A 17,538-nucleotide genomic window follows, 5' to 3' on the forward strand; every position below is an offset into this window, starting at 1 on the left:
ACACCAACCACTCACCGCAAGATCACGAATCTACGTGAATGTTTACTGGGAATCCTGGTCAATATCGACAACGGTGGCACGTTCACCGATGTGTGTGTGACGGACGGTGAACGCATCGTGCATGCGAAGACGCCGACGACCCCGCACGATTTAACGCAGTGTTTCGTCGATGGGCTGCGGACGGTGTCCGACCGGCTGTATGGCGAGGAGGACACCGCTCGTCTGTTGCGCGAGACGGAGTATCTGCGCTATTCGACGACGTCGGGTACGAACGCCGTGGTCGAGCGGAAGGGCGCACCGGTCGCCCTGCTGGTCGACAGCGGTGCGGAGGAAGATGTCTATGGCATTGTGAGGCTGGTCGACGCCTCGCTGTGGCAGGCCCTGGTGCCGCATCCCCCGGTCGGGATCGCGGTGGGCGCCGACGGGTCGGTGGGCTTGGCGGAGTTCACGACGGCGATCAACGAACTGTTGGCGACGAGTACCTCGCGGATCGTGATTGCGCTGCGGAGCGCGGCGGCGGAGCGGGCGATCAAGAATCTGTTGTTGGAGCGGTACCCGCGGCATCTGCTGGGCGCGGTCCCGTTCACCCTGTCGCATGAGCTTGTGCACGACGTCGACGACGCGCGGCGGGTGCTGACCGCGGTGCTGAACTCCTACCTGCACCCGGGGATGGAGCACTTCCTCTACGGCGCGGAGAAGGCGTGCCGGGAGAACGGGCTGGCCCGCCCGCTGCTGATCTTCCGGAATGACGGGGACTCGGCCCGGGTGGCCAAGACCACGGCGTTGAAGACGTGGGGTTCCGGGCCGCGGGGTGGGCTGGAGGGCAGCGTCGCCTACGCCTCGCTCTATGACGCGGACGTGCTGGTCGGGGTGGACGTGGGTGGCACCACGACCGACGTGTCGGTCGTGGTGGACAAGGCCCTGACGGTGCACGCGCACGGCCGGGTCGATTCGGCGCAGACCTCGCTGCCGATTCCGGACCTGAGCAGTGTCGGGCTGGGTGGCAGTTCGGTAGTCCAGGTCGTCGACGGTCAGATTCAGATCGGTCCGCGCAGTGTGGGTGCCGCGCCCGGCCCGGCGTCTTTCGGCCGTGGTGGCACCGATGCGACGGTGACCGATGCCCTGCTGCTTGCCGGGGTGTTGGACCCGGACAACTATCTGGGTGGGGATCTGAAGTTGGACCCGGCCCGGGCGGAGCGGGCGTTGCTGACCCATGTTGGGGAGCCGCTGTCGTTGTCGGCGCAGGCCGCGGCGCTCGCGGTGTTGCGGGTGTTCGAGGAGCAGGCGGGGGCCGCGGTCAAGGAGATGATCTCCGCGGCGGGTCGTGAGCCGGGTGAGGCCACGCTGCTGGCCTTCGGTGGCGCCGGTCCGGTGCTTGCCTCGGGGATCGCGCGGGCGGCGGGGATCGCGCGGGTGATCGTGCCGCATCTGTCGGCGGTGTTCAGCGCGTTCGGTATCGGTTTCAGCGGGTTGGCGCACGAGTACAGCGTGCCGATGCCGGGCGTCGACGTCGAGGTGAAGGCGGCCCGGGACGATCTGCTGACCCGCGCGCGGCGTGACATGTTCGGTGAAGGCGTGTCCATCGACGAATGCACTGTCGAGACCCGCGGTCGATTCATCGTCGACGGCGTGTTGCGGGACGAGACGTGGACCGACGGGTCGTCTCCCGGGCAGGCCGATCAGCTGGTGGTGCGGGCCTGGTATCCGCTGCCGACCTTCGAGCTCGTGGCCGACGAACACGCCACGGTGCAGCCGGCGGCCGCGGACGGATCGCGTCGTATCCATTTCGCTGACGGTAACGAGCAGGAGATTGCGGTCTACCGTCCGGAGAATCTGGGGCCGGGGCAGGGAGCCGCGGGGCCGGCGCTGGTCGCGGGTGACTATCTGACCTGTCTGATCGAGCCCGGGTGGGGGTTCCGGGTGAGCAGCAACTCTGACCTGATCCTGGAGGCCCAGCAGTGAGCGAGCAGCAGTCCACCGTGAACATCACCGAGTATCTCGCGATTAATCTGGCGACCGAGCGATGGACCTGCCGGGTGTGCGGACAGGACATCGCGAACGCCCGCGAGAACTACAAGGAGTCGAAATGAAATAACTTGCGCGTTTCGAACCCTCCACAGGCCTGTGACCTGCGATGATGCTCTCGATCACGTATTTGTTACTTCATTACGTCCCCCAAGACCGGGCTGCTGGTCTACAACCGTGACCCGCGGGAGATTCACCGGCCGATCCTGGACGAGAGCTACGAGTTCACCTACGCCCCCGACCCGGCCTGGTGCCGGATCGTCGAGTTCTACTGCCCGGGTTGCGGGACGCAGGTGGAGAACGAGTACCTGCCGCCTGGTCATCCGTTGACACACGACCTCGAACTCGATATCGACGCGTTGAAGCGTCGTCACCTCAGCGATGTGGAGGGCTAGGGACATGCGGCAGGTAAGCGTTGACATCGGTGGTACGTTCACCGACTGCTTTCTTGTCTACGACGACGCCTACATCGAGGCGAAGTCGCTGACCACGCACCACAACCTCGCCTCCGGGTTCATGGATGCCCTGGCAAAGGCCAGCGCCCAGGCCGGCCTGGATGTGCAGACGGTGCTTTCGACCGTCGACGCGGTGCGTTACGCCACGACCCTCGGGACGAACGCGCTCATCGAACGCAGCGGTCCGGCGGTCGGCATCCTCACCACCGCCGGTTTCGAATCGACCGTGCCGCTGATGCGGGCCCGTGGCTACGGCGATGGGCTGACCGAGGCCCAGCAGTCCGACCTGCCCGCCGCGGACCGGCCGGTGTCGCTGGTGCCGGTGACCCGGATCGCCGGAGTGCAGGAACGCATCGACTACGGCGGCACGGCGGTGCTGTCCATCGACGAGGACGACGTGCGCCGCCAGGTGCGCAAGCTGGTGGACGAGGGCGCGCAGGCGTTCGTGGTCGCGCTGGTCAACGCGGTGATCAACCCGGCCCACGAGAAGGAAGTCGAGCGGATCATCCTCGAGGAGTACCCCACGCACATGCTGGGGGCGATCCCGATCGTGCTGTCGCACCGGGTGACCGGCCGCAAGGGTGAGTACGCCCGGACCATGTCGGCGGTCATCGACGCCTACCTGCACAGCCAGATGTACCACGGGCTGGCGTCGCTGGAGATCGAGCTGCGCCGCAACGGCTACACCAAGCCGATGCTGCTGGTGCACAACACCAGCGGCATGGCCCAGCTGAACTCGACCTCCTCGCTGCAGACCATCCACTCCGGACCGGTCGCCGGCCTGGAGGCCACCAACTACCTGTCGAAGACCTACCACCAGCCCAACGTCATCGCCACCGACATGGGCGGCACCAGCTTCGATATCGGCCTGGTCACCTCCGACGGGGTGAAGTTCTACGGCTTCAACCCGGTCATCGACCGCTGGCTCGTCTCCACCCCGATGACCTACCTGCACACCCTCGGCGCCGGCGGTGGCTCCATCGCCCGCTACGACCGCCTGTGGGAGGCCATCGAGGTCGGCCCGGAAAGCGCCGGTTCTGACCCGGGCCCGGCCTGCTACGGCCGGGGCGGGCGGTTCCCGACCACCACGGACGCGAACCTGGTGCTGGGCTACCTCGACGCGGACAACTACGCCGGTGGCACGATCAAGCTCAGCCTGCGCCGGGCGCAGCGGGCCATCGAGGAGCACATCTGCAAGCCCACCGGACTGAGCCTGATCGAGGCGGCGAAGGCGATCAAGCGCAAGGTGGACAGCAACATGGCCAACGCGATCTTCAAGGAGGTCGCGGTCAAGGGCTATAACCCGAAGAACTTCGTCGCGCTCAGCTACGGCGGCGGTGGTCCGCTGCATGCCTGCGGATACGCCAACACGCTGGGTATCCAGAATGTGCTGATCCCGCCGTTCAGCTCGGTGTTCTCCGCGCTGGGCGCCGGCAATATGAACCAGCTGCACATCCACGAGTACTCGCTGTACCTGATGGTCTACGACGCCACCACCCGCAAGATGTTGGACGACTTCCAGATCTTCAACGACACGGTGACGGAACTCGCCGCGAAGGGCCGCGACGACCTCCTCCGCCAGGGCGCCGACCCCGCCAACATCCGCTCGCGGGTGGAGCTGGACATGCGCTACGGCAACCAGCTCGCCCAGATCGGGGTCGTGTCGCCGTTCGACCGGCTCACCTCACACCGCGACGTGATCAAACTGCTGGACCTGTTCAGCAGCATCTACGCCAAGCGGTACGGCGAAGGCAGCCAGGCACCCGAGGCCGGTGTGCGCATCAACGTCATCCGCGTGGTCAGCTACGTCGAACGCGACAAGTTCGACCTGCAGCCCACCCAGGCCGAGCCGCGCCCCGCGTCGAACTCCGCCCGGTGGCGGGAATGCCACTACCCGGGCATCGACGGCGCGGTCAAGACCGCCGTTTACGACTTCGCCGACCTCGAAGAAGGCCACGTCATCGAGGGCCCCGCCCTGATCGAAACCCCGAGCACGACCTACCTCGCCGAACCCGGATGGCAGCTGACCATCGGCCGCACCGGCTCCGCGGTGCTCGTTCGGACCATCTGAGCGGGCTCCCCGCTCAGGAGGTTTCATCCCGATGGCGTAGCTGGCCGGCTAGCGCGTATTGATGGAAAGTTCTTGTACTGAGCAGAACGCGTTGTCGGGCTGATGGAAACCAGCAAAGTCGGCGTCATCAACCCCTCGTCCGTTTCGTGTAGCCTGTGCCGGGCCTGGGAAGCCGCTCGCCCTCGCCCGCCAGGCACGTCTTACCAGAAGGTGTAGATTCATGAGCCAGCCCGACCACGCTGACGGCAAGTCGCTCGTCGAGAAGTTCCTCGAAGAAAACGTCCTGTTCCTCGGGCCCGACCCCGAGATCATGCAAAGCCACCATCTCGCCCCGGAGTCGCCCCGCGAAACGGAGGCGCTCGCGCGGTTCACCGATCCCGAGCAGATCAACCTGGTGCGGCACAAGCTGCAGACCGCGTGTAACGAGTCCTTCGACATGGTCGAGCAGATGGGCGCGGCGCCGGGCGCGAAGTGGGGTGACCTGATCTCCGGGGTGTGGACGGCCTCGGGCGACCTCGCCCTGTCCAGCATGGGTGGTGTGCTGCTGTTCTCGGTGCTCACGCAGCATCCGGTCAAGTTCATTGTCAAGTACTGGGTGGATGAGCCGACGGTCGGGGTCCGTGAGGGCGATGTCTTCATGCACAACGACGCCCGCTACGGCAACGTCCACAACACCGACCAGAGCATCCTCATCCCGGTTTTCCACGAGGGGCAGCTGATCTGCTTCGCCGGCGCGGTCTGCCACGAGGGGGAGAACGGCGCCACCGAACCCGGTGGTATGCCCTCGGCGGCGGAATCCCCGTTCGACGAGGGATTGAAGATCTCGCCGATCAAGGTCGGTGAGAACTACACGTTCCGCCGTGACCTCATGACCTTCCTGCAGAACTCGGTGCGCGAGCCGAAGCTGCAGCTGGAGGGCATGAAGGCCAAGCTGTACGCGGCGATGCGGACAAGGGACCGGATCCACGACACCATCGCCGAGTACGGTGTCGACGCGGTCATCGCCACGTTGCGGCGCACCCTGACCGACACCGCCGACGAGGTCCGCCGCCGGCTGAGGTCGTGGCCGGAGGGCACCGTGCGGCAGAACGTCTTCGCGGACGGGACGCTGCGCGAGAACTGTCTGCTCAAGATCAGACTGGCGATGACCAAGAAGGACGACGAGCTGATCCTGGACTTCCGGGGCTCGTCGCCGGAATTCCTGAACCGAGCCAACAACACGATCCTCTCGTCGATGAAGGGCATGCTGGCCCAGGAGTTCCTGACCTTCGTGTGGCCGGACCTGCCGCGAAACCAGGCGGTGTTCGAGCCGATGACCGTTCTCACCGACCCGCGGTCGGCGCTGAACTGTTCGCCGGAGGCGCCGAACGCGCAGAGCATGATGACGTTCTTCCCCTCCTTTACCGCGGCCCAGCTGGCGACGCCGAAGCTCCTCTACAGTGCGGGTGAACGCTCTACGGACGTCATCGCCGGCTGGTTCAACATGATCGTCACGTTCATCTACGGTGGCGTCACCCAGCACGGCGAGCTGGTGGGCAACGTGTGTGCCGACCTCAACGGCATGGGCGGGGCCGCGCGGTCCAACCGGGACGGCGAGCACGCGGTCGCCCCGATCTTCGCGCCCATGGCCGACATCGGGGAGCAGGAGCTCATCGAGGAAGAAGTCCCGATTCTCAAGATAGTGCCGAACAGGGTGATGCGGGACAACCAGGGCTTCGGCAAGTTCCGCGGCGGCCAGGGCCACCAGCAGATCGCCACCGTCAAGGACAGCGCCATGTGGGGCTTCATGGCGTGCAGCATCGGCTCGAAGTTCCCCAGCTCGCACGGCATCTTCGGCGGCTACGGCCCCGGCACCTACCCGCTGTGCAAGATCAAGAATGTCGACATCTTCAAGGTGATGGACAACCAGCGCGAACTGCTGCGCTACACCGTCGAGGAACTGATGAACGAGCGCCCGTTCCCGGACGCGACCTACTCGACGCATCACATGGGCATGCAGTTCGAGCTCGCCGAGCGCGGCGAGCTGTACATGCTCACCCAGGGCACCGGCGGTGGCTACGGGGACGTGCTCGAACGCGATCCCGAGCTGGTGGCTTCCGACTACCGCGACGGCCTGGTGTCCATGGACACCGTCCGCGACATCTACCACGTGGTGCTCAACCCCGACACCGCCGCGGTGGACGCCGAGGGCACCACGGCGGCCCGGGAGGCCGAGCGGGCGGCTCGGCTGCGGCGGGGTAAGCCGTACGCGGAGTTCGTCCAGGAGTGGGAGACCGAGACGCCTCCGGCCGACGTGCCGTTCTTCGGCTCCTGGGGCGATCCGCAGGTGCTGTTCCGCGGCACTCCGCAGGACACCTGCCCCGCGGACGCGATCGTGCCGGTGATGATGCCCGACCCGAAGGACGTGCGGATCGCGCAGCTGGAGGCCAAGCTGGCGGAGCTGCAGGGCTGACGGTGCAGGGCTGACGGCGCGGGCCTGATGCTGCGGGACCGATCCTGATGCTGCGGGACTGATGAGGACGGCGGGAGAACGATGAACGCTGCGGACGACTGGATCCACGCCAGGCGTGACACCCTGACCTGGCTGGACTGCGACCGGTACGTGTGGAGGGTCTTCGCCGGCGCCCCGAGCGATGGTATGACGACCCGGCCACGCTGGTCGCGGCGAGTGCACAGGCACACCGGTTCCTGCGGTCCGATGTGTACGGTGTCAACGTCTCAGGTCCGTTCTCCCGCTACCTCGCCGGTGGTAGCGAGGCCGCTGCCGTCTGTACGGCGTTGGAGCTGCCGGCGCCGCGCCGCGTGCTGGCCGACACTCTCGACGCGCTGCTGCACCAGTTCGGCGATCGTGTCGACCTGGTGCTGGACTGCCCGTCACCGCGCAGGCTGCTCGCGCCCGGTGCGGAGGTCGACTTCGACGCGCTCGACGACGTCGCGACCGGCCTGCTGGAGGTGATCCGCTCGGTGGCGGACCGGCCGGTCCGGGGGCTGCAGATCACCTGTGACACGGCGGGCGGGCCGGATGAGGACGAGACCGACGCCTGGTCGAGTCTGCTGGCCGCGGCCGGGCACTACGGCTGGATCACCGCGGTCCGACTGAACGGCGTGACCGGCCCCGACCAGCTCGACCCCAAGCTGCCCGGTGACCTGCTGCTCCTGCCGCACCTGCCAGCCGACGTCCTGCCCGACGACCGGCGCTACGGCGGGGGACTGCCAGCGGAGGTGTGGAACGATACGAGCGAGGCCGCCCGGCTGGTCGACGCCGCCGCCAAGCGTGGGTTCCGGTTCGGTGAGATCCCCACCGAGGCCTCCCCGGAAATCGTGCTGACCAGGCTCACCGCCCTGGCCGCCGGCCGGCACTGAAGGGATTCGGCGTGGACGACGTGGAGATCGTGGGCTGGGGTCATACCCCGGTTGGCCGTCTCCAGCATGTGATGGCGGTCCTGCAGCTCACCGGTAACGCCGGGGCGATGCAGATCCCCGGGGCCACCGTCACCGGGGTGTTCAACATGGGTGGCCTGGCGGTCGCCAACTATGCGAGTGTCCTGGAGCGTGTGCGATGAGTGATCTCACCGGGAAAAGTGACCTGACCCTGAAAGCGGTGTTCGTCGACGCGTTGGACCGGTTCGGTGCGCGTCCCGCCCTGCACTACCAGGGGCGGACCTACGGGTACGGCGAGATCGTGGCCGCGGCGAACCAGCTCACGCACCGGCTGCGCGCGGCGGGGGTGGGGCCGGGGGTGTCGGTGGCGTTGATGATGTCCAACCGGCCCGAGTACATCGTCGCTGATCAGGCGATCCTGCGGTGTGGTGCGGTCAAGGTGGCGCTCAACGACATGCTGTCGGCCAGCGAGATCGACTACATCCTGCGGGACAGTGAGGCCCGGGTCGTCCTCGCCGATGCGGGGATGCTCCCGGCGGCGCTGCACCCCGCGCCGCCCCTGTTGGAGACGGTCATCGCCGTCGCCGACCCGGACGACTGCCCGGGCGGGGTGGTGGCGTGGCGCGACGCGCTGGCCGGGCAGCCGACCACTGTGCCGGAGGTCGCCCCGGCACCCACCGATCCGGGGTTGATCGTCTATACCGGGGGTACGACCGGTCTGCCCAAGGGGGTGATGCACACCCAGCGGAATCTCGCGCTCAATCTGTTCTCGCATGTGATGGAGATGGGGCTGCTCGACGACGAGGTGCTGCTGGTGATGTCGCCGCTGCCGCACAGCGCGGGTTTCCTGCTGCAGGCCGGGATGCTCAAGGGAGCCCGGCACTTCCTGGAGACCAGGTTCGACCCGGAGCTGGTGCTTGAGCGGATCACCGCCGACCGGGTGACCTTCACGTTCATGGTGCCTACCATGATCTACCGGGTGCTCGACCGGGCGGCGGGCCGCGCGTTGGATCTCAGCTCGCTGCGGACCATCCTGTACGGTGCCGCGCCGATCACCCGGGAGCGGCTGGAGCAGGGCCTGGAGGTGCTCGGCCCGGTGTTCATGCAGCTGTACGGGCAGTCGGAGGCGCCGAACTTCATCACCCGTCTTCGCCGTGAGGATCATCGTCTTGATCCTGACGGGGAGCATCGGCTGGCCAGTTGTGGTCAGCCGGTCGTCATGGCCGCGGTCAAGGTGGTCGACGAGGCTGGCCGGGAGCTGCCCCGCGGTCAGGTCGGGGAGATCGTCGCCGCCACGCCGTACACGATGGTGGGGTATCGGGGCCGGCCCGAGCAGACCGCCAAGGCGTTGCGGGACGGGTGGTTGCACACCGGGGATATCGGGCGGATGGATGCCGAGGGGTACGTCTATCTGCTGGACCGCAAGAACGATATGATCATCACCGGTGGGATGAACGTGTACAGCACGGAGGTGGAGAACGCGGCGGCGGCCTGTCCGGGGGTTGGGCAGGTCGCGGTCGTCGGGGTGCCGCATCCGGACTGGGGTGAGGCGGTCGTGGCGTTCGTCGTGCCCGACGATACCGGTGCGTTCGACGAGGCCAAGCTGCTGGCGCACTGCCGGGTGGAGCTTGCCCGGTACAAGCAGCCCAAGGCCGTGCGGGTCGTCGAGGCCTTGCCGACCACCGTGTACGGCAAGCTGGACAAGAAGGCGCTGCGGGCCGGCTGGCCCGGTTGGTGACGCCCAAAGTATTGCGGCCTGGGCGGCCAGTGCGAAAATCAGCTCGAGGGCCTGTGAGTATCGTCACGAACGCGTGGCAGGGGAGCCGGGCGGGGAGCCCTCGGAAGCGAGGCGAGCTGGATGGACACCAAGGCACGTCCCACGCTGGCCGTGTCCACGAAGTTTCAGGCACCCACCTATGACACCCAGCTGGTCGGCCGGGACCGGCTCCTCGACGTGTTGCGGGACGGCCGGGCCCGGCGGCTGGCTTTGATCCACGCGCCGGCCGGGTTCGGGAAGACCACGCTGGCGGTGCAGTGGCAGCGGGTGCTGCGCGCCGAGGGGGTGCCGGTGGCATGGCTGAGTCTCGATCGGGACGACAACGACGCGGTGTGGTTCCTCAGCCATCTCATCGAGGCGGTGCGCCGGGTCGAACCGACCCTGGCCGGTGACCTGGTCGAGGTGCTGGAGGGGCATTCCGACGACGCGCAGCGGTATGTGCTCACCGAGCTGGTCAATCAGGTTGCCGAGCATCGGCGGCCGTTGGCGGTCGTGCTCGACGACTGGCATCTCATCGATGCCCCGCAGGCCGTTGCCGCGTTGGAGTTCCTGCTGGAGGTGGGTCCGGCCAACCTGCATCTGATCGTCACCAGCCGGACCCGGTCGCCGGCCGTGGGCCGGCTGAAGGTGCGTAACCAGGTGACGGAGATCGACGCCACGCAGCTGCGGTTCGACCATCGGGAGTCCGCGGCCTTCCTGCTCGAGCTCAACGCGTTGGATCTCGACAGCACGGACGTGCATCGGCTGTGGTCGAGTACCGACGGCTGGGTCGCCGCGTGACAGCGCCGACCCGTCGGCGTTGATCCGCGGTTTCTCCGGGCGGCATCACTCCCTGGGTGACTATCTCGCCGAGAACGTGCTCGATGCGCTGCCCGCGGATCTGCTCGACTTCCTGCTCACGACTTCCGTCTGTGATCGGCTCTGCGGTGATCTGGCGGCGGCGGTGAGTGGGCAGCGGCGGGGCAGGCGCTGTTGGAGGAGCTGGAACGGCGGGACCTGTTCCTGCGGCCGCTCGACGATAACCGGGAATGGTTTCGCTATCACCATCTGTTCGCGGGTTATCTGCGCCGCCGCCTGGAGCGTGATCATGCGGATCGGGTGGTGACCCTGCACCGGACCGCGTCGGCCTGGTTTGCTGATCATGGTCTGCTCGGTGAGGCGGTCACCCATGCCCTGGCTGCCGGTAACGACGCCGGGGCGGTGGATCTGGTGGAGCGGCGGGCCATGCACCTGGTGGAGCACAGCCGAATGGCCACCCTGCTCGGCCTGGTCAACAAGCTGCCGCCGGCGCTGCTGCCCGGCCGGCCGCGGCTGCAGATCGCGATCGCCTGGGCCAACTGTCTGCTGCAACGGGCGCAGCCCGCGCAGGTCGCGCTCGACCACGTGCGTGCCGCCCTGGCACCCGATGACACCAGCGACACCGGTAAGGACATCCTCGGCGAGGCCGATGTCGTCCAGGCCTGCATCGACGTCTACGGTGACCGGATCGACCGCGCTGCTGACCTGGTCGCCCCCTACATTGTGAAGAACTCCGGCTACCGGCCGTGGCTGGTCGCGGTGTCGTCCAACATCCGGACCTTCGTCGACATCCACACCTTCGCCTACGACACCGCGCAGGCGCGGCAGCGGTGGGCCAACGCCTTCCACGACACCACCCGCGGGCCTTTCGCCGGCGTGTACGGGCGCTGCTTCGCCGGGCTCGCGGCGTTCGCCCAGCTTGACCTGGTGGCCGCCGAACGTCTGTACCGGGAAGCCGTGGCCCTCGCCCGCGAAGCCGCCGGGCCGCGTTCGCACGCCGCCCGGCTGGCCGGCGCGCTGCTGGGCCGGCTGTACTACGAGCGGGGCGACACCGATGCCGCCGAGCGGCTGCTGGAGGAGTGCCACGAGCTCGGTGCCGAAAGCGGCGTCGCCGATCTTATGATCGCCACCTACTCCACGCTGGCCCGCATCAAGACCCTGCGCGGTGAGATCGAGGACGTCTGGCACCTGCTCGACGAGGGCAGCGAGGCGGCGAGCCAGCTCGTCCTGCCTCGATTGTCGGCCGCCGTCGACCACGAACGCCTGCGGCTGCACCTGGCCCGGGGGGACCTCGGGCGCGCCCAGAACGTGCTCGCCCGCCACGGCGACGACGTCGCCCGCGGCGGCGACGGCATCGCGATGGCCACCCGCCACTACCAGCTCGCGATGCGCGCGCGGGTCATGGCCGCCCAGGCCGACTACGACGGTGCCCTGCGGCTGCTGTCCCAGATGCACCAGGAGAGCAGCTCCGTGGCCTGGCGGTACGCCGAAACGGCCGCGCGTATCGACCTCGCGGTGGTGCACTCGCTGACCGGCGACACCGACACCGCGCTGCGCACCCTCGTGCCCGCCGTCGTCGCCGGGGCCCGCCGCGGTCTGGTGCGCACCATTACCGACGCCGGACCGGAACTCCTGAAGATCATTGGCGAGTTGCGGGACGCGAGCCGGTGCCGCCGGTGGCCGGCGGAGTTGCCCACTGTGCCCTCCGACTACCTGTCCAAGCTGCTCGCCACGGCCCACGCGGACGCGGAACGGGCGGCGATCCCCATCATCGACCGCCCGGCCGAGCGGAACCCCGCTCCCGAAGAATCGCTCAACGTCCGCGAGATCGACATCCTCCGTCTGCTGGACCGCGGACTGTCGAACAAGGAAATCGCGCGTAACCTCGGCCTGACCATCAACACCGTCAAGTGGTATCTCAAGAGCATCTACACCAAGCTCGGGGTCGCTCGGCGCGGGGAATCGGTCTCGGAGGCCCGCCGCCGCCGGATCCTGACCTGAGTGCCCTGGTAGCCCTGAGTGCCCTGGTAGCGGGTGCCGCTTCCACGACGGGGAGGACAGCGATGCCTGACACCCGGCTCAGCGAGGAGCAGGAAGCCCTGCGCAAGACCGTGGAGGCGTTCGCCCGCGAGGTGGTCGCCGCCGCGGCGGCGCGGCACGACGAGGAGAAGACGTTCCCGTACGAGGTCGTCGCGCAGATGGCCGACATGGGCCTGTTCGGTCTGCCGTTCCCGGCGGAGTACGGCGGGCAGGGCGCCGACTTCTTCGCCCTCTGCCTGGCCATCGAGGAACTGGCCCGGGCCGACTCGTCGGTGGCGATCACGCTGGAGGCCGGGGTTGGCCTCGGCGCGATGCCGATCTACCGGTTCGGCACGCCGGCACAGCGGGAGGAGTGGCTGCCGTTGCTCGCCAGCGGGCGGGCGTTGGCCGCGTTCGGGCTGACCGAACCAGAGGCGGGCAGCGACGCTGGCGGCACCCGCACCACCGCCCGGCTCGACGGCGGCGACTGGGTCATCAACGGCTCGAAGGCCTTCATCACCAACTCGGGTACCGACATCACCCGGCTCGTCACCGTCACCGCTGTCGCTGGGCGGACCCCGGCCGGGCGCAAGGAGATCTCGTCCATCCTGGTGCCGGTGCCCACCTCCGGCTTCACCGCCGGCCCGGCCTACTCGAAGGTCGGCTGGCATGCCTCCGACACCCACCCGCTGGCCTTCGACGACGTGCGGGTTCCTGCGGAGAATCTGCTCGGTGCGCGCGGCCGCGGCTATGCGAATTTCCTGCAGATCCTGGACGAGGGCCGGATCGCGATTTCCGCGCTGGCCGTCGGGCTGGCGCAGGCCTGCGTGGACGAGAGCGTGAAATACGCGAAGGGGACGTAATGAAGTAACAAATACGCGATCGAGAGCATCATCGCAGGTCACAGGCCTGTGGAGGGTTCGAAACGCGCAAGTTATTTCATTTCGACTCCGAAGCAGCGGGAGGCATTCGGCGCGCCGATCGGCCGCAACCAGGCAATCGCCTTCAAGATTGCCGAGATGGAGGTGCGGACGTACGTGGCCCGTGCCGCCTACTACGACGCGGCTTCCCGGATGCTCGCCGGCCTGCCCGTCAAGAAGGAGGCGGCGATGGCGAAGCTGTTCTCCTCGGAGGCGGCGGTGACGAATGCCCGCGAGGCCACGCAGATCCACGGCGGCTACGGGTTCATGAACGAATACCCGGTCGCCCGGCACTGGCGGGACGCCAAGATCCTGGAGATCGGCGAGGGCACCAGCGAGGTCCAGAAGATGCTGATCGCGCGCGAACTGGGTCTGTAGTGGCGAGGCTCGCCAGAACACTGCCGGCACCCCGCGAAAGATCATCAGTGGCTGGTGGCCGGCCCGGGTGCCGGGTGCCGCGTTCCCGCGGCGAGCAGGGCGGCCAGGCCGAGCTGGTGCAGCAGGTCCGCCAGCTGCGGCCGGCTCATCGTCACCGCGCTGTAGGGGGTGGAGTTCAGCAGGCCGAAGGTGGCGTGGACGGCGGCGCGGGCGGTGCCCTCGGCGAGTTCGGGGCTGCGGGCGCGCAGCTGGGCGGCCCAGAGCTCGACGTAGCCGCGTCGCAGCCGGCGCACGGTGTGCGCGTCGGCCGGGTTCAGGCTGCTCAGGTCGCGATCCTGAACGCGGATCAGTTCGGGTGAGTCGAGAGCGAAGGAGACGTGCCAGCGCACGAGCGCGTCCAGCGTGGCGTCCGGACTGGGGGTGCCGTCCGGACTGGGCACCGCGGCCGCGCGACGGGTGCCCTCGGTGAGCAGGCGTTCACTAATGCCGATCAGCAGTTTGCCGAGGATCGCCTGCTTACTCGGGAAATGCTTGTACAACGCCGGCCCGGAGACGCCCGCGGCCCGGCCAATGTCGTTGATGCTCACCCCGTGGTACCCGCGCTCGGCCATCAGCCGGGCCACGGCGGCGAGGATGCGCTCCCGGCGCGATCCTGCTGGCGGCGGTTCTTCGAGGCTGAAGGACACGGTCGGCACATTACCGCCTTCCGGGACAGCCGGTGCCCGCCTGGTTAATACTGGCTAACTCAGGTTCTCAGTTGTCCGGCCCGGCCCGTGCCGGTTCACGCGGGGCCGCGGCCCGGCGCTCCACCGGTCCGAACAGGACGATCAACGGCACCAGGAAGAGTGCGGGCAGGATCACCCACAGCGGCCGCCCGGCCCACCAGGCCGCGGTCGGTTCTTCGGGCATCGGCAGCCCGACCGCCCGCATCGTGACCATCGCGAGCAGCAGGGCCGTCATGTGCCACAGGAACACGGTCATGATTACGGCGTTGCCCGTGACGACCGCCGCCCACGGCCGGCGCCGGGTCAGCATTCGGTTCAGGGCGGGTACGGCGAGCAGTATCAGACCGAGCTGGAAGACGGCGAGCACGGCGATCGCAGCGGTTGTCGGGAACATGTTGCTGAGCCTGGTTCCCTCGGTGGCGACCATCGATCGCGGATACTCGTCGAGCGTCGTCACCAGGGCCAGACCCGCCAGCCCGCAGAGCGCCGTCAGCAGCGCCCGCCGCGGCCCGCGCAGGGCGCCGTCCCGCCAGAAATACCCGAGCTGGTGGGCGAACACCCAGACGAGACCGGTGTTGACATAGCCGAACACCGTGCTGCCGGTGCCGAACCGCGCCAGGTCGACGAGCGCCACGGCCGCGCCCAGCAGCAGGATGAACCGGCAGCCGAACCGCCGATGGACCGCCGCGGTCACCGGCACGGCCAGGATGACCCCCAGGTACGCCGCGAGAAACCACAGCGGCACCAGCACAGCCCGTCCATAGCGCAGCAGACCCGGGTAGTCGGGGACCGCGAGCAGCAGGACGGCGTCGACCGCCGCCCAGATAACGGCGAACACCGCCATCGGGGGCAGCAGGCGGCGCAGCCGCCCCCGCAGGAAGCGCCGCGCCCGCGGGCCCCAGGGAAGCGCGGGATCACCGCGCGGAGACCCGGGGGCGCGACCGGCCGCGTCCCAGGCCGCCAGGTGGGCGAAGCCACCGATGACGAAGAACACCGGCATCACCTGGAGCAGCCAGGTCGCGAGCCAGGCGAACGGTATCCGCGCGATCGGATTGGGCATCACGAGAACGCCCCCGCGAAAGTGGTCGATGGACAGGGCCCAGTGCCACAGCACCACGACACAGACGCTCGCCAGGCGCAGGAAGTCGACGTCGCGCGCCCGGGACGGCGGGGTGGACTCGATGAGTCGGTCCATGGAGCGCAGCCCGCCCCACGGTGACCACACACCGCCAGGCTGCCAGACGCGGCGCCCCGGCGATCGCCGGGACGGACCCGGCGGGCCGCACGCTCACCCCATGACAGCAGACCTTGTCGGGCAGCCGGACCAGCGGTCTAGGAAGTCGCCCGCGCGGGCAGGGGGAGGGGGAGCGCGGGCAGGCCGTCGACGCTCGTGCCGTTGAACTCCTTCGACGCGCAGTAGGCGGCGAACTCCTCGTCGGTCTTGCGGTCGAAATACTGGGCGTGCAGTGGCCGTTCCTCGCGGTAGTCCATGAACGGGACGGCGTACCCGCAGCTGTCGCTGATCCGTTCCGCCGCGACGAGGATGACGGCGCGCAGCCCGGCGGCGCCCGCCTGCTCGGCGTCGAAGTGGGTGAGCAGCTCGGGGAAGCGGGGATCGTCCCGGAAGACCGGTTCGCCGCGGCCGTGCACCCGCACGATGGTCGGTGGCCCGGTGAAGGCGCACCACATCAGGGTGATCCGGCCGTTCTCGCGTAGGTGGGCGATGGTCTCCGCGTGGCTGCCGCCGAAGTCCAGGTAGGCCAGGGTCCGTTCGTCGAGCACGGCGAGCGTGCCGGCCCGACCCTTCGGGGAGATGTTCACGCTGCCCTGGGCGGACAGCGGCGCCGACGCCACGAAGAAGATCACCTGCTCCTCGATGAACGCCCGGAGCCGACCGTCGATGCGCTCGTAGGTCTTTCCCATCCCCTCAGTATCGGCCTCGTCTCGACAGCGTTACATCGTTTTCCGGCTGGCCGGAATCCGACCGGCCGGGGAGATGCGGGCCGGCATGACGAAGAAGACCGAATGTTGACCCTCCACGGCCGGATCGGATGGGGCACAGTGGCGAAATGGACCCGAGACGTGATCCGGCGAGGCTCAGCCTCGCCAGCTACCCTCTGAGCCAGACGATGCCCACGCGGTTCAGCGACATGGACAGCTTCGGTCACCTTAATAACGTCGCCGTCGCCTCGTTGTACGAGGACACCCGAGTGAGACTGCACACCCGGTTGCTCCGCCCCGAGGACCCGGGTGGCCTGCCCGGGTTCACGCCCGTCGTCGCACAGCTCAGCATCCACTACCTGGCCGAGGCGCACTATCCCGCCACCTACGAGATCGGCCACGGGATAAGCCGGATCGGCGCGTCGTCGTTCGTGCATAGTGCCGGCCTCTTCCTCGACGAGGTCTGCCTGGGGCTGTGTGACACCGTCATGGTGCACCTGGTCGACGGCGTTCCCACCCCGCTACCTCCGGACCGGCGCGCCCTGCTGGAGTCGGTGTGGTTCCCGGTCCGCGCCGGTGGTCCGTCGCGGACGAGCGAGGAGGATGCGGACATCGCCACATCGGCGTCCCCGGCGTCCCCCTCCCCGGCGGTGACGCGGTCCGCGGCGGGCGGGGGAGGGCTGGCCGCGGGCGGTTCGATTCCCGGCCAGCCGTCTGGTGCCCGGCCGGTCCTTCCTCGCCCCGAGCAAGATAATCAACGGTGTTGACGCCCACCCAGCTATCATGATCAATCAAAGGCCGACGGGCCCGGCAGGCCCGGTAAGCCGGTAACCCATAGCCCCAGCCGGCTGACGACGATCCGCGGCCGGCCGGCTGGGTGACCAATCAACACTGGAATTTCACCGTCCGTTTTTTCTATTTCTCCGCTGGTATTCCGGAACGATATTTTTCTGCGGGGAGGTGCCGTGGAGACCCGCATGGAGTTCCGCTATCTCGTCTCGTTCCTCGCAATCGCCGAGGAACTGCACTTCGGGCGGGCGGCGGCCTT

The 17,538-nt window shown here is 68.3% G+C and carries 11 protein-coding genes and 3 pseudogenes; 11 read left to right on the top strand and 3 right to left on the bottom strand.

Annotation, left to right across the window (positions count from 1 at the left end; translation table 11 throughout):
* The 10 genes and pseudogenes from ACY5KJ_RS08015 to ACY5KJ_RS08060 all read left to right on the top strand — a co-directional run.
* On the top strand, window positions 1-1,962 hold a 1,962-nt coding region (locus ACY5KJ_RS08015; protein WP_462203090.1), incomplete at its 5' end, for a hydantoinase/oxoprolinase family protein.
* A pseudogene (locus tag ACY5KJ_RS08020) lies at window positions 1,959-2,420 on the top strand (acetone carboxylase subunit gamma). The gene ACY5KJ_RS08015 and the pseudogene ACY5KJ_RS08020, both read left to right, overlap by 4 nt.
* Before the next feature lie 4 nt (window positions 2,421-2,424).
* A complete protein-coding gene (locus ACY5KJ_RS08025) occupies window positions 2,425-4,551 on the top strand; it encodes a hydantoinase/oxoprolinase family protein (RefSeq protein WP_462187601.1) in 2,127 nt (708 codons plus the stop codon).
* Between the two features lie 220 nt (window positions 4,552-4,771).
* Window positions 4,772-7,003, top strand: a complete 2,232-nt coding sequence (locus ACY5KJ_RS08030) for a hydantoinase B/oxoprolinase family protein (RefSeq protein WP_462187600.1) — start codon at window positions 4,772-4,774, stop codon at window positions 7,001-7,003.
* A 152-nt stretch (window positions 7,004-7,155) separates the two neighbouring features.
* Entirely contained in the window at window positions 7,156-7,914 is a 759-nt protein-coding gene (locus ACY5KJ_RS08035) for a hypothetical protein (RefSeq protein ID WP_462187599.1), read from the top strand.
* Window positions 7,915-7,976: 62 nt separating this feature from the next.
* Window positions 7,977-8,114 (top strand): annotated as a pseudogene (locus tag ACY5KJ_RS08040) (thiolase domain-containing protein); the annotation flags it as partial.
* Window positions 8,111-9,670 (top strand): class I adenylate-forming enzyme family protein, encoded by a 1,560-nt coding sequence (locus tag ACY5KJ_RS08045; RefSeq protein WP_462187598.1) that lies wholly within the window; start codon window positions 8,111-8,113, stop codon window positions 9,668-9,670. The pseudogene ACY5KJ_RS08040 and the gene ACY5KJ_RS08045, both read left to right, overlap by 4 nt.
* Before the next feature lie 120 nt (window positions 9,671-9,790).
* On the top strand, window positions 9,791-10,489 hold the full coding sequence (locus ACY5KJ_RS08050; protein WP_462187597.1) for an AAA family ATPase: 699 nt from the start codon (window positions 9,791-9,793) through the stop codon (window positions 10,487-10,489).
* 192 nt (window positions 10,490-10,681) lie between these two features.
* Window positions 10,682-12,508: a LuxR C-terminal-related transcriptional regulator gene (locus ACY5KJ_RS08055; protein WP_462187596.1), complete on the top strand. Its 1,827-nt coding sequence runs from the start codon at window positions 10,682-10,684 to the stop codon at window positions 12,506-12,508.
* Between the two features lie 62 nt (window positions 12,509-12,570).
* Window positions 12,571-13,821, top strand: a pseudogene (locus tag ACY5KJ_RS08060) (acyl-CoA dehydrogenase family protein); the annotation flags it as partial.
* Window positions 13,822-13,868: 47 nt separating this feature from the next.
* Here the strand turns inward: ACY5KJ_RS08060 and ACY5KJ_RS08065 are convergent.
* From ACY5KJ_RS08065 to ACY5KJ_RS08075, 3 genes are all read right to left on the bottom strand, one after another.
* Entirely contained in the window at window positions 13,869-14,519 is a 651-nt protein-coding gene (locus ACY5KJ_RS08065; protein WP_462187595.1) for a TetR/AcrR family transcriptional regulator, read from the bottom strand.
* A 58-nt stretch (window positions 14,520-14,577) separates the two neighbouring features.
* On the bottom strand, window positions 14,578-15,744 hold the full coding sequence (locus tag ACY5KJ_RS08070) for an acyltransferase family protein (protein ID WP_462187594.1): 1,167 nt from the start codon (window positions 15,742-15,744) through the stop codon (window positions 14,578-14,580).
* Window positions 15,745-15,881: 137 nt separating this feature from the next.
* Complete coding sequence (locus ACY5KJ_RS08075; RefSeq protein WP_462187593.1) at window positions 15,882-16,472, bottom strand: pyridoxamine 5'-phosphate oxidase family protein; 591 nt, start codon at window positions 16,470-16,472, stop codon at window positions 15,882-15,884.
* Window positions 16,473-16,678: 206 nt separating this feature from the next.
* Between ACY5KJ_RS08075 and ACY5KJ_RS08080 the strand changes: the two genes are divergently transcribed.
* Window positions 16,679-17,257, top strand: coding sequence for an acyl-CoA thioesterase (locus tag ACY5KJ_RS08080; RefSeq protein WP_462203091.1), 579 nt, complete (start codon window positions 16,679-16,681; stop codon window positions 17,255-17,257).
* Window positions 17,258-17,538 lie beyond the last annotated feature (281 nt).

This window comes from Frankia sp. CcWB3, from assembly GCF_977927595.1.